Source organism: Gordonia tangerina (genome assembly GCF_021556435.1).
GTDB classification, from domain to species: Bacteria; Actinomycetota; Actinomycetes; order Mycobacteriales; family Mycobacteriaceae; genus Gordonia; species Gordonia tangerina.
This window is the reverse complement of sequence record NZ_JAKGCU010000012.1, coordinates 121,252-136,613: the sequence shown is the minus strand read 5'-3', so window position 1 is coordinate 136,613 and position 15,362 is coordinate 121,252. Positions and strand designations below refer to the sequence as shown.

The window sequence follows — 15,362 nt, the reverse complement described above, 5'->3', positions numbered from 1 at the left end:
ACGAACCTCTGGTGTGCCAGTTGTCCCGCCAGGGGCACTGCTGGTTAGCTACGTTCGGAAGGGATAACCGCTGAAAGCATCTAAGCGGGAAGCCTGTTCCAAGATGAGGTTTCTCACCACCTTCGAGTGGTTAAGGCCCCCTACAGACCATGGGGTTGATAGGCCAGAACTGGAAGCACAGCAATGTGTGTAGGTGACTGGTACTAATCGGCCGAGGACTTACAACAACACTCAACACCACAAAATGTTTGAGTAATAAAATTTGTTGCTCGCATCCACTATGACACTTCTGAAACAACACACAACAAATAAACAAACCCGTTGTGTGTGGGTTTCACAATGTTTCGGCGGCCATAGCGGAGGGGAAACGCCCGGTCCCATTCCGAACCCGGAAGCTAAGCCCTCCAGCGCCAATGGTACTGCACCCTAACCAGTGTGGGAGAGTAGGACACCGCCGAGCACAATTTGAGCTACGGCCCTGTATTCGATACCACTTCGAATACAGGGCCGTTGGCGTTTGAACGCCGAATCCGTACTCTTTTCGTTGCGGGATCGGCGAACATGGATGGTCCCGTGAGAACCGACCACCCGAAAGACTCCGAGGCATAGATTGGCTGGCTATGAGTGACCGTGACCGTACCCCACGTCGTGATGCCGGACAGCGTCGTGACGGGGGTGACCGCCGAGACGGGGGTGCTCGTCGCGATGGTGCGCCCCGCCGAGAGGCCGCTCAGGATCGGTACGGCCGACAGGGTGCGTCACGACGGGACGGCGGTAACCGGGGCTCGGCACGTCCGGATCGTGGGACCCGGGGGACCGGCTCGGCCGGCCGGCCAGATGAACCGGCGCTGCCCGAGGACGTCGCCGCGTCGGATCTGGACTCGGAAGTTCGTCGAGATCTGCTCACGTTGGACAAGACGAATGCGGAGAACGTGGCACGGCACCTGGTGATGGTGACCCGTCTGCTCGCCGACGATCCGGCAGCCGCCCTCCTACATGCCCGGGCCGCGCGCCGTCGTGCCGGCCGGGTCGGGTTGGTTCGTGAGACCCTGGGCATCGCCGCCTACAGTGCCGGTGAATGGCAGGAAGCGGTTTCCGAACTCCGTGCAGCTCGCCGAATCACCGGTAACCCGGGTTTGTTGCCGCTGATCGCTGACGCCGAACGTGGCCTGGGTCGACCGTCACGGGCGATCGAGATCGCTCGGAGCGACGACGGGCAGGCATTGACCGGTGAGGATCGCACCGAGATGCGGATCGTGGAGAGCGGCGCGCGCATCGACCTCGGAGAGGCCGACAAGGCCGTCGTCACCCTGCAAAACGAGGATCTTTCGCCCGGTCGGGCCGGCACGCCGGTCGCCCGCCTGTACTACGCCTACGCATCTGCGCTGCTCGCCGCGGATCGCGCCGACGACGCAGTTACCTGGTTCATGAACGCAGCTGCGGCAGACGTCGAGGACGTGACTGACGCCGAGTTGCGGCTGGTGGCGCTCGCCGAAGGCGACCTCGGCGACCAACCGGACGTCCAGACCGTGAAGGAACCGAGCGACAGCGACCGGGTCGGCGGTGGCGAGGTCGAGCGTGAAGCGGTCGTCAGTCGGCAAGGCGATTTGATCACTCCCGAGTCACACGCCGGAGAGCTCGGAGAGACCGTTGTGACGGACGAGTCGGCGGCAGCGGAGCCCGACGTCGCCGCCGACATGCGGGTCGCCGCCGCGGCCGGTCCGGTGGATCAGCCTGCCACGGAGGGGGTGTCGGAGCCGAGCGGATCGCAGCCCGCGGCCGACTCGCTGGTGGCGCGCTACGACGCACTTCTGCTCGACCTCGACGGCACCGTCTACGCGGGGCATCGTGCACTACCCGGCGCGCGGGAGACCCTCGGCGAGATCGACACCGCACGGTTTTTCGTGACCAACAACGCGAGTCGCCGCCCTGCCGAGGTGGTCGACCACCTCACCGACCTGGGGTTCGAGGCCACCTCGGACCAGGTGGTGACCAGCGCGCAGTCGGCGGCCCGACTGCTGGCCGAACATCTTGCGCCCGGTTCACGTGCACTGGTGATCGGTACCGACGGCCTTGCCCAAGAGGTCCGCGAAGTCGGTATCGCGGTCACCCGCAGTGCGGCCGATCGTCCCGCAGCGGTGATCCAGGGGCACTCTCCGCAGACTGGTTGGGCCGAGCTTTCCGAAGCGGCACTGGCCATCGACGCCGGCGCCCTCTGGATTGCCTGCAACACCGATGCCACGCTGCCGTCGGAACGTGGCAAGCTGGTCGGCAATGGCTCGATGGTCGCGGCAGTGGCCAATGCCACCGGTAAACAACCCCTGGTGGCCGGTAAGCCCGCAGCGCCGCTGATGGCCGACGCCATCGCCCGCAGCCGAGCGACTCGGCCGTTGGTCGTCGGTGATCGCCTCGACACCGATATCGAAGGGGCGCATGCCGTCGGCCTGGACAGCGTCCTGGTGCTCACCGGCGTGAGCTCGGCGACCGATCTGCTCAACGCGCCCCCCGAACAGCGTCCGACGCATGTCGTCGGGAATCTGACGGACCTTTTCGCAGCGGCGGACACCGTGCGTATCGGTGCCCACGACGGATGGGACGTTGCGATCAACGGGACCGTCGTCACGGTCAGGTCGACCGGGAGGGGTGAGCCCCGCAGTGTGCTCCCTGCGCTCGCGTGGGCGGTGTGGTCGGCTGCCGACGAAGGGGCGCTCGATCTCTCCGAGTTGTCCGTGACCAGCCCGGACTCCGACGTGTTGAGTGTCTTGGAAGCGGTCGGAGTCAAGGCCGTGCGATAGCCTGGGAGCCGCGATGACCGAACCCCACCTGGAGAGCGCCGACGGACACCGGGCCGCTACGCCCCGCCCGGCCCCGAACATGATGCCGCGCGCTGTCGGCTCCACGATTGCAGCCGATGAGACCAGCGAAACGCGGGATCCTGCGTCGGTGACCGGTGCCGTCGGCGCGATCCTCGAGCAGGTCGATGAGATCCGACGAGCAACCGGCGATCGCTTCGATCTGGCCGCGCTCGGGCAACAGGCCGACTTACTCGAACACGCCCACGACGTGCTCACCACAGCGCTCGAGGATGTCGATCCTCGATGAGGCACTGATCCGTGGCGCCACGTGCACGACTTGACGCCGAGCTCGTCCGGCGCGGTCTGGCCCGGTCGCGCGAGCAGGCGAGGACGCTGATCGCCGACGGGTTGGTCAAGGTCAACGGTGTGCTCGCGGCCAAGCCGGCAACCAATGTGGGCCGTGACACGCCGATCGTGGTGGCCGACACCGTCGGTGAGGACTGGGCGTCTCGCGGTGCCCACAAACTGTTGGGTGCTCTGGAGGCATTCGAACCATCCGGGTTGACCGTGCGTGGCCGGCGCTGTCTGGATGCCGGCGCCTCTACCGGTGGGTTCACCGACGTACTGCTGCGGCGCGGCGCGGAACACGTCGTCGCCGTGGACGTCGGCTACGGACAACTGGTGTGGCGGTTGCAGAACGATCCGCGGGTGACGGTGCACGACCGTACCAACGTGCGCCATCTCGACCCCGAGGACATCGGCGGTGCGGTCGACATGGTGGTGGCCGATCTGTCGTTCATCTCACTCGGGCTGGTGTTGCCGGCACTCGCTCGTTCGGTCCGGGCCGGTGGCGATCTCGTCCCGATGGTCAAACCGCAGTTCGAGGTCGGCAAGGACCGGGTGGGTGCAGGTGGCGTGGTGCGGGATCCCCAACAGCGTGTCGACGCGGTTGTCGGTGTGGCGCGTACCGCCCGCGATCTCGGCCTCGTAACCCGCGGTGTGGTCGCCAGCCCCCTGCCCGGGCCGTCGGGAAACGTCGAGTACTTCCTCTGGTTGCGTCGGGAAGATGCGCAGCGACCCGGAGCTGCCGCAGCGGGCGACCGACCCGACACCCACCGGCCCGGCGCCGACCCGGTGGCTGGCGATAGGGTCGGAGTTCGAACAGACGTGACGCATGGTGCCGACGACGCCATCGTGTCCGGGCCCGACGCCCCAGAGCTCATCGACACCGCACTGATCGAGATGATCACCCGGGCCGTCGCGGACGGGCCGCGCTGACAGACGAAGGGACCACTGTGGCCAACGAGGAGGTCGCCGGCCGGGGGGAGCATCGGGAGTTCCTGGTGGTCGCCCACACCGGTCGCGAGGTCGTCACACAGACGATGGATGCCATCGCGCGACACTGTGCTGCAGCCGATGTGCGGTTGCGGGTCGTCGACTACGACACGCGGCACGCGGCCGATGAACCCGCTCCCACGAAACCCGGCCGCGAACGGCCGACGAGTCATCCTGTCGATCCCGAACACCTGCGCAATCTCGGAGCCGCGGTCCGGGTGACCACACCGGAACCGGCATCGGCCGAGGGCTGTGAGGTGGTGATCGTCCTCGGTGGCGACGGCACCTTCCTGCGCGCTGCGGAACTGGCTTATCCGGCACAGGTTCCGGTGCTGGGTATCAATCTGGGCCACATCGGCTTTCTGGCCGAGGCGGAGGCCAATCGTGTCGATGCCGTCATGCAGCAGCTCATCGCGGGTGACTACCGGGTGGAACCGCGGATGACCCTCGATGTGGCGGTGATAGACCCGACTCAACCCGACGCGCCGGTCGCGCGGACCTGGGCGCTCAACGAGATCGCCATCCTCAACCGAACCAACAACGGCGTGCTGGAACTCGTCACGGAGGTCGACGGGCGTCCGGTCTCCGCGTTCGGTGCCGACGGCGTGCTGGTGGCGACCCCGACCGGGTCGACGGCCTATGCGTTCTCGGCCGGTGGGCCGGTGATGTGGCCGGATCTCGAGGCCATCCTGGTGGTGCCGAGCAACGCTCACGCGCTCTTCGCCCGTCCGTTGGTGACGAGCCCGCGATCGCAGATCGCGGTCGAGATCGACAAACGTGGCCGCGCCGGTGTGGCACTGTGCGACGGGCGACGCCGGATCGACGTCTCCGCGGGCGCTCGCGTCGAGGTGGTCCGCAGCGAGCGGTCGGTGTTGTGGGTGCGCATCGACTCCGACCCGTTCACCGACAGACTGGTGACCAAATTCGATCTGCCCGTGACGGGTTGGCGAGGGAGGCAGGCCTGACGTGCTGGAAGAACTGTCGATCGAAGGCCTCGGCGTCATCGAGCGGGCGTCGGCACAATTCCACCCGGGCTTCACGGCGCTGACCGGCGAGACAGGCGCCGGCAAGACCATGATCGTGACGAGTCTGCACCTGCTTTCGGGCGCGCGGGCCGACGCATCGCGGGTGCGATCCGGCGATGCGAAGGCCACCGTGGAAGGTCGGTTTCGCCTCGCGACGCCGGATGGTGCCGACCGAGGCGCGACGGTGGATCCGGTGGTCGACGAGATCCTGGAGGCGTCGGGAGCCGATGTGGACGAGGACGGCACGCTGATCGCCATCCGATCGGTTGGCACCGACGGCCGTTCGCGGGCACACCTGGGCGGTCGGTCGGTGCCCGTCGGTGTGATGGGCCGGATGACCAATCAGCTGCTCACCATCCACGGCCAGAACGATCAGCTCCGACTGATGAAGCCCGAACACCAGCGCGCGGCGCTCGACACCTTTGCAGGGTCGCCGGTGCGCAGTGCCGTCGACGCCTATCGAACCGCTCGCCAGGCGTGGATCGGGATTCTCGATGATCTCGACGCCCGCCGCACCGACGAACGTGAACTCGCCCAGGAGGCCGATCGGCTCCGGTTCGGTGTCGATGAGATCGCCGCGGTGGACCCGCAACCCGGTGAAGACGCGGAACTCGCCGCCACGATCCACCGGCTCACCGATCTGGAGAGCATCCGGACCACGGGTGCGCACTCGCACGCGATCGTCGCCGGCGACGACGGCTCCGTTGTCGACGCGCTCGGTCAGGTGCGCAGCCTGCTCGAAGCGGCCGGCGACGAGTCGCTGCGCGGCCTGCTTCCGCGCGTGAGCGAGGCGCTGACCGTGATCACCGATGTCGGCGAGGAGCTGTCGGCGTTCCTGTCCGACCTGCCCGCCGACGCCGAGGAACTCGACAAACTGCTGACCCGGCAGGCAGACCTGAAATCATTGGTCCGGAAGTATGCGCCGGACATCGACGGGGTCATCGCGTGGCGTGACAGTGCCGCCACTCGGCTGGCCGAGATCGACGATCCCCAGCACTCCATCACCGAGCTCGAGTCCGCCGCCGCGGCTGCCCGCGACAAGGTCACCGAGGCCGCTGCCAAACTGGGGCGCCGTCGGCGAACCGCTGCCAAGTCGATGGCCGCCAAGGTCTCCGCGGAACTCGGCGGACTCGCGATGGGTGACGCCGCGCTCGCCGTGGAGGTCGCCCCCGAGCCGGCCGCCGACAACGATCGACTGGCGATCGAGATCGACGGCGTACGAGCGCATGCCGGTGCATCGGGTGCCGACCGCGTCGAGTTCTCCTTACTCGCCCACAAGGGCGCGACGCCGTTACCCATCGCGCGATCTGCATCCGGTGGCGAGCTCTCCCGTCTCATGCTCGCCCTGGAGGTTGTACTCGCTGCCCCGACCAGTGGATCGGTGATGGTCTTCGACGAGGTCGACGCGGGCGTCGGCGGTCGTGCGGCAGTCGAGATCGGGCGTCGGCTGGCGCGCCTCGCCCGAGCGCACCAGGTGATCGTCGTGACCCACCTTCCGCAGGTGGCGGCTTTCGCCGACAATCACCTGGTCATCGGAAAGAACGCGGCCAAGGGCAAGAACCGTCCGCACAGCAGCACAGTGCGCACCCTGGATCGCGACGAGCGTGTTGCCGAACTCGCGCGCATGTTGGCCGGGCTCGGCGACTCCGACACCGGCCGCGCACACGCAGAGGAACTCCTGGCCACCGCGGAGACCGAACGCACGTCGGTCGCCGCGGAGTAGCGATCCACGGCTCCCGACGAGTCGTTGCAGATGTTGCTCGTGTGACAAAAGTTGCAATTGTTGCGGCGCGCCTCCACGATTTCAGCGTCTCGCGTGTCGATCATGAGCGTCATGAAGATGCCTGCACTGCTCGCCCGCACCACCACCGAACTGCCTGGCGTCACCGGAATCGCCAGGATCGACAAGAACACTCGGCGCCTGCTCGACCGTGTTGGTCCGGGCGACATCGCCATTCTCGACGAGATCGATCTCGACCGGGTGACCGCAGACGCGCTCGTGCAGGCGAATGTGGTGGCGGTGGTCAATGCCGCCCCGTCGATCTCGGGTCGGTATCCCAACCTCGGTCCGGAGGTTCTCGTGGCCTCGGGGATCGTATTGCTCGACAACGTCGGCGATGAGGTGTTCAAGCGGGTGAAGGACGGCGCGAAGCTGCGCGTCGACAACAACCGCCTCTATGTCGGTGAGCGCAGGCTTGCGATGGGAACCGAACTGGCCGAGCACGACATCGCCGATATGATGATCGAGGCCAAGACCGGGCTGGTCGATCATCTGGAAGCGTTCTCCGGCAACACAATCGAGTTCATTCGAAGTGAATCGCCGTTGCTGATCGACGGTGTCGGCGTCCCGGATGTGGATGTGAACCTGGCGGGACGGCACGTGGTCGTGGTGGCCGACGGCCCCGACCGCGCCACCGACCTCAAGTCGCTCAAGCCGTTCATCAAGGAGTACTCGCCGGTGCTCGTCGGGGTGGGCGCCGGCGCCGACACCCTGATGAAAGCCGGCTACAAGCCCTCGCTGATCGTCGGCGACCCCGAGGAGATGAAGACCGCAACCCTGAAATCGGGTGCCCAGCTTGTCCTGCCGGCCGACACCGACGGCCACGCCCCGGGCCTTGCCCGCATCCAGGACCTCGGTGTGGGCGCGACGACGTTCCCAGCCGCCGGGGGTGCAGCCGACCTCGCATTGCTGCTCACGGACTACCACGGCGCAGATCTGATCGTGACTGTCGGCTACGGGGGTACGCTCGACGACTTCTTCGACCGTTCACGACGGGAGAGCAATCCGTCGACCTTCCTCACCCGCCTCAAGGTGGGTCCGAAACTGGTTGACGCGAAGGCGGTCGCCACGCTGTATCGCAGCCGGGTGTCCGGTGCGGCCATCGCATGCGTGATCCTCGCCGCGCTGATCGCCGTGATCGCGGCGATCATGTTGTCCAACATGGGTCCTGAGATCATCGACTGGTCGGTAGCGCAATACCACCAGGCCGTGGACTGGGCCCAGGGAGTGTGGAACAGGTAGTCGATGATCTCACTACGCCAGCACGCGATCTCCCTCGCCGCGGTCTTTCTGGCGCTGGCGTTGGGACTGTTCCTGGGATCGGGATTCGTCGGAGACCGGGTGAACTCGTTGACCGGCGCATCCCGGGACCGCATCGGCGATCTCGAGGCCGAACGCGATCACCTGAACGAACAGCTCAACGCCGCCAACAGCTTCGACGCGGCGGTCGCGCCCCGTCTGATCAGCGGTGCGCTCGCCGATCAGTCGGTCCTCGTGGTGACCGCACCGAACGCCGCGGATACCGATGTCGATGCGGTCAAGGAAGCACTGTCGACGGCGGGTGCACGTTTGGCCGGGCAGATCGCATTGACCGACGAACTCGTCACCGATCAGAACGCGGAACAACTGCGCACCATCGTCGATCAGACCATACCCGCCGGCACGACCCTGCGAGCCGAGCTGACGGACTCAGGCGGCCGCGTCGGGGACCTACTCGGTGCACTGCTGTTACATCCCGAGGGACGAACGGCGTCCGACGCCGCCGACATCCGGCTCGGATTGCAGGCGCTACGGGAGGGTGGCTTCATCGCCGCAGCCGACCGGACGATGTCGGGAGCCGACCTTGTCGTGGTGGTGACCGGCGATGCGCTCGGCGACGACGCGGGTGCACAGGGCCAGCTGGTGGCCCGGACCGCGGCGGCCATGGCCGCCCGTGGACAAGGCGGTGTCCTGGTGGGGCGTGCAGGCTCGGCCGAAGGCGGGTCGCCGATCGCGGTCGTGCGCTCGGATCCGGCGTTGGGCAACGCGGTGTCGACCGTGGACAACGTCGACCAGCAGACCGGGCTGATCACGGCGGTGTTGGCGCTGGCCCAGGAGTCCGACGGGCAGAGCGGCGCCTATGGCACCGGGGCAGGCGCCCGGGCGATCACCGTCGGGGCGGCCCCGGGCCCGGCCGCGTGAGGGCAGATCGGTGCCGAGCCGGTGTCGTGGCAGTCGAACCGTCCGCGAGGTGTTACCCTGGAGTCCCGTAGGTAATCAGGGTTTTCTGGCCTGGATCGGCCGACGGGAGACGCATTTTGCGACCACTGCGCCACATGCACGATGGCACCAAACACATCTTCGTGACCGGCGGTGTCGCGTCGTCCTTGGGTAAAGGACTGACCGCATCGAGTCTCGGACAACTGCTCACCGCACGTGGCCTGCGCGTCACGATGCAGAAGCTCGACCCGTATCTCAACGTGGATCCGGGCACCATGAATCCGTTTCAGCACGGCGAGGTCTTCGTCACCGAGGACGGAGCCGAGACCGACCTCGACGTCGGCCACTACGAACGATTCCTGGACCGCAACCTGTCACAGTCGGCCAATGTGACGACCGGGCAGGTCTATTCGACCGTCATCGCCAAGGAACGTCGCGGGGAGTATCTCGGCGAGACCGTTCAGGTGATCCCGCACATCACCGACGAGCTCAAGGCCCGGGTGCTCGCGATGCGCGAGCCCGGGGAAGACGGCGAGGCCCCCGACGTCGTCATCACCGAGATCGGCGGCACCGTCGGTGACATCGAGTCGCAGCCGTTCATCGAGGCGGCCCGACAGATCCGTCACGACGTCGGTCGTGACAACGTGTTCTTCCTGCACGTCTCGTTGGTCCCGTATCTGGCGCCGTCCGGCGAACTCAAGACCAAACCCACGCAGCATTCGGTGGCCGCGTTGCGCAATGTCGGTATCCAACCCGACGCGCTGATCCTGCGATGCGATCGGGAGGTCCCTGAGGGGCTCAAGAAGAAGATCGCATTGATGTGCGATGTCGAGATCGAAGGTGTGATCTCCACCCCCGACGCCCCGTCGATCTACGACATCCCCAAGGTGCTGCACCGGGAGCAGCTCGACGCCTATGTGGTCCGCAAACTGGGTTTGCCGTTCCGCGACGTCGACTGGACCGAATGGGGTGAGCTGCTGCGGCGGGTGCACGACCCGCGAGAGACGGTGACGGTCGCCCTGGTCGGCAAGTATGTCGACCTGCCCGACGCCTACCTGTCGGTCACCGAGGCCATCCGCGCCGGCGGTTTCGCATGGAAGGCACGTACCGAGATCAAATGGGTGCCTTCCGATGAGTGCGCGACCCTGGAAGGCGCGCAGGCCGCGCTCGGTGACGTGCACGCAGTGCTGATCCCAGGCGGTTTCGGTATCCGGGGCATCGAGGGCAAGGTCGGTGCGATCGCATATGCCCGCAAGCGCAAGATCCCGCTGCTGGGATTGTGCCTCGGCCTGCAGTGCGTGGTGATCGAGGCCGCACGCAGCGCGGGACTCGATGGTGCCAGCTCCGCCGAGTTCGACCCCGACACGCCCTATCCGGTGATCTCGACGATGGCCGATCAGACCGAGGCGGTCGCCGGCGAGGCAGATCTTGGCGGCACGATGCGGCTCGGTGCCTATCCGGCGCACCTGGAGCGGGGCAGCGTCGTGGCGCGGTCGTACGGTGCCACCGAGGTATCCGAACGTCACCGTCATCGCTACGAGGTGAACAACTCCTATCGGGACAAGATCGCGGCGGCGGGTCTGGTTTTCTCCGGCACCTCACCGGACGGACACCTGGTGGAGTTCGTCGAGTACCCGAAGTCGGTGCATCCGTTCCTCGTGGCCACTCAGGCGCACCCGGAGCTCAAGAGCCGGCCCACCCGGCCGCATCCGCTGTTCCGCTCGTTCATCGAGGCTGCCCTGAAATACAAGGCCGAGGAACGTCTGCCTGTCGATCTCGGCGACTACGACGACCAGTCGGCCGACGATGCTGCTGCGATCGACGAGATATCGGGTACCGAGCTCGCCGGCGCGGACGAAGTCGGTGACCGGGAACCCAGCGCTTGAGCGGCAGGGCTGCGGCCGACGGCCCAGACGCGCCGGGCGGCCACGAGTTCACCGTGCGGGGCACCCGCACCGTCTACGACGGTGCGATCGTGACCCTGCGCGTCGACGACGTGCAGATGCCGGGAGGCCGTGTCGCCGAACGTGAGGTGGTGGAACACTACGGCGCGGTCGCCGTGGTGGCGCGTGACGAACAGGGACGCATCGCGATGGTGCGCCAGTACCGGCATCCGATCGGTCGGCGACTGTTGGAACTTCCGGCCGGTCTGCTCGACGCAGGCCCCGACGAGACGCCCCTGGAGGCCGCGCAGCGCGAACTAGCCGAGGAGGTGGATCTGGCCGCCGACCGTTGGCAGGTGCTCGTCGATCTGGCGCTATCCCCGGGATTCACCGATGAGGCGTTGCGGCTCTACCTCGCCGAGGGTGTGCGGGTCGTCGATACCGCAGAGCGCCACGACGAGGAGGCCGACATGGCGGTGGAATGGGTAGCGCTCGACGACGCGGTCGACCGTGTGCTCGCCGGAGAGATCGTCAACGCGACGAGTGTCGCCGGGATCCTCGCGGTCGCCGCCGCCGAGGCGCGCGGCGCCACGCTGCGTGCGGTCACCGCGCCGTGGCCGGACGAACCGACGGCGCTGCGCGAGCGCCGGCCCACGCGGTGAGTGCTGCCACCGTGCCCACCGACACCGCCGCCGAGCACGTGACCCGTTATCTGGACCATCTGACGGTGGAGCGCGGGGCGGCGCCCAACACGGTCAACTCCTACCGACGTGATCTCGCGCGCTACGAGCAGTTCCTGAACGCGCGCGGGATCGACGGACTCGACGAAGTGGCCACTGATGATGTCCGCGAATTCCTCGTCGAACTGCGGCGCGGTGACCCCGACGCCGGGCTCAGCCCGCTCGCCGACAGCTCCATCGCGCGAACGCTGGTGGCGGTGCGAGGGTTCCACAAGTTCGCGACTGCCGAGGGCATCGTGACCACCGACGTCGCACACGCGGTGCGGCCGCCGCGCCCCGCGCGTCGGCTACCCAAATCACTGCCCGTCGACGACGTGCTGGCGATCCTGGAGTCCGCCGGTGCCGACGATCAGCCGCGCGGACTTCGGGATCGAGCGTTGCTCGAGTTGCTCTACAGCTGCGGCGCGCGCATCTCGGAGGCGACCTCGCTGGACGTCGACGACATCGACACCGACGCCCGGGCGGTGCGGCTGCGCGGCAAGGGGGGCAAGGAACGGGTGGTGCCCGTCGGTGGTCCCGCGGTCGAGGCCCTCGAGGCGTACCTCGTACGTGGCCGTCCCACGTTGGTCCGCCGATCGGAACCGGCACTGTTCCTGAACGTGCGCGGAGGGCGGCTGTCGCGGCAGAGTGCGTGGCAGGTGCTCGTCGACGCGGCGCAACGGGCCGGACTCGACACCGCGGTGTCGCCGCACACTCTGCGCCACAGCTTCGCCACCCATCTGCTCGACGGTGGTGCCGACGTACGTGTGGTCCAGGAGCTCCTCGGTCACGCCTCGGTGACGACCACCCAGGTGTACACATTGGTGACGGTGAACACCATGCGTGAGGTGTACGCCACGGCCCATCCGCGGGCCCGGTGAGCGCCGATCGGCAGGACGCCCTGTTTTCCATCGGCGATGCTCCGCAGGATCAGGCATCCGACCCACTAGGCTGGCAGGAACGCGTTGCGGTCGAGAAAAATGAAGGGAGCTGCGGACACGTGAGCACCCCGGGGGCACCGCGGTCAGCCGCCCACGAGCAGTACCGCATACCGGTCTCGCCGTCGCACGACTCGGACGAGGACGCCGAGCACCACAACGAGATCGGGCCCACCGGCCGCCCGTACCGGGAGATCCCGGATCCGAGACCACTCGACCGGCACGGTCCGGCCACGGTCGTCGCGGTGTGCAACCAGAAGGGCGGCGTCGGCAAGACGACGTCGACGATCAACCTCGGCGCCGCCCTGGCAGAATGCGGGCGCCGGGTGCTGCTGGTGGATCTCGACCCGCAGGGCGCGTTGTCGGCCGGGCTCGGCGTGCCACATCACGAACTCGAGCAGACCGTCTACAACCTTCTCGTCCCGCCGCAGGCGGCAACCGACGACGTCCTGATGCGTACGCGTGTCGAGGGCCTGGATCTGTTGCCGAGCAACATCGACCTGTCGGCCGCCGAGATCCAGCTGGTCACCGAGGTGGGCCGCGAGCAGTCATTGGGACGTGCGCTGCATCCGGTGCTCGACCGTTACGATTTCGTCCTCATCGACTGTCAGCCGTCGCTGGGGCTGCTCACGGTCAACGCGCTGGCCTGCGCGGACACCGTCATCATCCCGATGGAATGTGAGTACTTCAGCCTGCGCGGGCTCGCCTTGCTGACCGACACTGTGGACAAGGTGCGCGACCGGCTCAACCCCCGACTGACCTTGGGCGGCATTCTCGTCACCATGTTCGACGCCCGCACGCTGCATTCGCGTGAGGTGATGTCGCGAGTCGTCGAGGTATTCGGCGATGCCGTCTACGACACGGTGATCAGTCGCACTGTGCGGTTCCCGGAGACCAGCGTGGCTGGTGAACCGATCACCTCCTGGGCGCCCAAGTCGGCGGGCGCGAACGCGTATCGTGCGCTGGCGCGCGAGGTCATCGCCCGCGACGACGAATCGGCATGACCGACGGCTCGCCCGGTGCCGACCCGGCCGCGGTCGAGACCATCGCAGCCGACGTCAGCGATCCGGCCGCCGCCGATCGGCTGCCCAGTCGACCGGAAACGGCGCCCAGTCAACCGGATACGGGGGGGCCTGAGGGGTCCGAGGAGAAGCCGACCGGCTTCCAGGTGCGCCTACCCAACTTCGAGGGTCCGTTCGACCTGCTGCTCAACCTGATCAGCCAGCATCGCCTCGACGTCACCGAGGTGGCCCTGCACGAGGTGACCGACGACTTCATCGCCTACACGCGTGACCTGGGCGCCGAGGTGGGACTCGAGCAGACCACCGAATTCCTGGTGGTCGCCGCGACCCTGCTCGACCTCAAGGCCGCTCGGCTGCTGCCGTCCGGAGAGGTCGACGACCCCGAGGATCTGGCGTTGCTCGAAGCGCGCGACCTGCTGTTCGCCCGCCTCCTCCAGTACCGCGCCTACAAGCAGGTGGCCGCTCTGTTCGGCGAGCTGGAAGCAGCAGCGCTGCAACGCTATCCGCGTTCGGTGTCGCTCGAGAAGCAGTTCGAGGAGCTGTTGCCCGAGGTCACGCTCGGGGTGGACGTCCGCGGATTCGCCGGTGTGGCCGCGTCCGCGTTCACACCCCGCCCCACACCGACGGTCGGATTGGATCATCTGCATGACAGCCATCGGGTGTCGGTTCCCGCACAAGCCCGCCGGATCGCCGATCTGCTCACCGCCCACCCCGGTGCATGGCTGACCTTTCACGACCTGACCGTCGAATGTGCCGACGGGCTGGAGGTGGTCGGAAGTTTCCTGGGCCTACTCGAGTTGTACCGCGAGCGGGCCGTCGCGTTCGAGCAACCCGAGGCCCTCGGCGACCTGCGGGTCAGTTGGACAGGGGACCGCACCGTGGAGGAATTGAGTATGGACACCGCAGAGGACTACGGATGACCGACCAGACAGACGCCGCCGCGGACCCGGCGACCGAGCAGGCACTGTTCGCCGAGAACGCCGAACCCGCGCTCACCGATGCTCGTCTGCGATCCGCCCTCGAGGCGGTTCTGCTAGTGGTCGACACCCCGGCGACCGTGGCGGAACTCGCCTCGGCGGTGGATGAGGATCCAGCCCGCGTCCGAACGATGGTGACCCGGATGTCAGAGGAGCTCACCACTGCCAACAGCGGCATGGATCTGCGTTACGCCGGTGACGGTTGGCGCTACTACACGCGAGCCGAGTACGCGCCGTATGTCGAGCGGTTGTTGCTCGACGGGGCCCGGTCGAAGCTCACCCGCGCCGCCCTGGAGACGCTGGCAGTGGTCGCCTACCGGCAGCCGGTGACCCGAGCGCGGGTGAGCGCGATCCGCGGCGTCAACGTCGACGGTGTGATCCGTACCTTGGTTGCCCGCGGCCTCATCAGCGAGGTGGGGGCCGACCCGCAGACCAGTGCGATCACATATGCGACGACCGAATTGTTCCTCGAACGCCTCGGCCTGGCATCGCTGTCCGAGCTCCCGGACCTGGCTCCGCTACTTCCCGACGTCGACGTCATCGACGACCTCGATGACGAGATCTCGTCGGATCCACGATTCGCCAAACTCGGTGCTCACCGGTCAGACTCGACAGAGAACATCTCGTCCGGATCGGACGTCGACGACCGGTCGGCGCCCGATTCAGGCACCGACGATCAGGATTGATGA

13 protein-coding genes and 2 rRNA genes are annotated in these 15,362 nt (G+C 67.2%); all 15 read left to right on the top strand.

Translation table 11 applies throughout. The features are described 5' to 3' along the window. Positions 1-228: ribosomal RNA gene (locus L1892_RS14360) — 23S ribosomal RNA — on the top strand; the annotation flags it as partial. A gap of 115 nt (positions 229-343) precedes the next feature. Next, positions 344-460 (top strand): 5S ribosomal RNA (gene rrf, locus L1892_RS14355). A 160-nt stretch (positions 461-620) separates the two neighbouring features. Then, on the top strand, positions 621-2,795 hold the full coding sequence (locus L1892_RS14350) for an HAD-IIA family hydrolase (protein ID WP_235724281.1): 2,175 nt from the start codon (positions 621-623) through the stop codon (positions 2,793-2,795). A gap of 13 nt (positions 2,796-2,808) precedes the next feature. Further along, a complete protein-coding gene (locus tag L1892_RS14345) occupies positions 2,809-3,102 on the top strand; it encodes a hypothetical protein (RefSeq protein WP_235724280.1) in 294 nt (97 codons plus the stop codon). 11 nt (positions 3,103-3,113) lie between these two features. After that, positions 3,114-4,073: a TlyA family RNA methyltransferase gene (locus L1892_RS14340; protein ID WP_235724279.1), complete on the top strand. Its 960-nt coding sequence runs from the start codon at positions 3,114-3,116 to the stop codon at positions 4,071-4,073. A gap of 17 nt (positions 4,074-4,090) precedes the next feature. After that, positions 4,091-5,095: an NAD kinase gene (locus tag L1892_RS14335; RefSeq protein ID WP_235724278.1), complete on the top strand. Its 1,005-nt coding sequence runs from the start codon at positions 4,091-4,093 to the stop codon at positions 5,093-5,095. 1 nt (position 5,096) lies between these two features. Then, entirely contained in the window at positions 5,097-6,878 is a 1,782-nt protein-coding gene (gene recN, locus L1892_RS14330; protein WP_235724277.1) for a DNA repair protein RecN, read from the top strand. 111 nt (positions 6,879-6,989) lie between these two features. Continuing rightward, on the top strand, positions 6,990-8,177 hold the full coding sequence (steA, locus tag L1892_RS14325) for a putative cytokinetic ring protein SteA (RefSeq protein WP_235724276.1): 1,188 nt from the start codon (positions 6,990-6,992) through the stop codon (positions 8,175-8,177). A 3-nt stretch (positions 8,178-8,180) separates the two neighbouring features. After that, the gene (locus tag L1892_RS14320) at positions 8,181-9,116 is read left to right on the top strand and encodes a copper transporter (RefSeq protein ID WP_235724275.1); all 936 of its coding nucleotides are present in this window, start codon (positions 8,181-8,183) and stop codon (positions 9,114-9,116) included. Between the two features lie 134 nt (positions 9,117-9,250). Continuing rightward, positions 9,251-11,020, top strand: coding sequence for a CTP synthase (pyrG, locus tag L1892_RS14315; protein WP_235724274.1), 1,770 nt, complete (start codon positions 9,251-9,253; stop codon positions 11,018-11,020). Beyond that, a complete protein-coding gene (locus L1892_RS14310; protein ID WP_235724273.1) occupies positions 11,017-11,679 on the top strand; it encodes an NUDIX domain-containing protein in 663 nt (220 codons plus the stop codon). Before pyrG ends, L1892_RS14310 begins: the two co-directional genes overlap by 4 nt. A gap of 11 nt (positions 11,680-11,690) precedes the next feature. Next, complete coding sequence (gene xerD / locus L1892_RS14305; RefSeq protein ID WP_235724288.1) at positions 11,691-12,617, top strand: site-specific tyrosine recombinase XerD; 927 nt, start codon at positions 11,691-11,693, stop codon at positions 12,615-12,617. Between the two features lie 119 nt (positions 12,618-12,736). Beyond that, entirely contained in the window at positions 12,737-13,678 is a 942-nt protein-coding gene (locus L1892_RS14300; protein ID WP_235724272.1) for a ParA family protein, read from the top strand. Continuing rightward, positions 13,675-14,616, top strand: a complete 942-nt coding sequence (locus L1892_RS14295; protein WP_235724271.1) for a segregation and condensation protein A — start codon at positions 13,675-13,677, stop codon at positions 14,614-14,616. The genes L1892_RS14300 and L1892_RS14295 overlap by 4 nt, the downstream gene beginning before the upstream one ends. After that, entirely contained in the window at positions 14,613-15,359 is a 747-nt protein-coding gene (scpB, locus tag L1892_RS14290) for an SMC-Scp complex subunit ScpB (RefSeq protein ID WP_235724270.1), read from the top strand. The genes L1892_RS14295 and scpB overlap by 4 nt, the downstream gene beginning before the upstream one ends. Positions 15,360-15,362 lie beyond the last annotated feature (3 nt).

Coding starts and splice junctions, on each gene's coding strand:
- L1892_RS14295 (WP_235724271.1), top strand. CDS start 13,675: ATGACCGACGGCTCGCCCGGTGCCGACCCGGCCGCGGTCGAGACCATC.
- pyrG (WP_235724274.1), top strand. CDS start 9,251: ATGCACGATGGCACCAAACACATCTTCGTGACCGGCGGTGTCGCGTCG.
- steA (WP_235724276.1), top strand. CDS start 6,990: ATGAAGATGCCTGCACTGCTCGCCCGCACCACCACCGAACTGCCTGGC.
- L1892_RS14320 (WP_235724275.1), top strand. CDS start 8,181: ATGATCTCACTACGCCAGCACGCGATCTCCCTCGCCGCGGTCTTTCTG.
- scpB (WP_235724270.1), top strand. CDS start 14,613: ATGACCGACCAGACAGACGCCGCCGCGGACCCGGCGACCGAGCAGGCA.
- L1892_RS14350 (WP_235724281.1), top strand. CDS start 621: ATGAGTGACCGTGACCGTACCCCACGTCGTGATGCCGGACAGCGTCGT.
- L1892_RS14345 (WP_235724280.1), top strand. CDS start 2,809: ATGACCGAACCCCACCTGGAGAGCGCCGACGGACACCGGGCCGCTACG.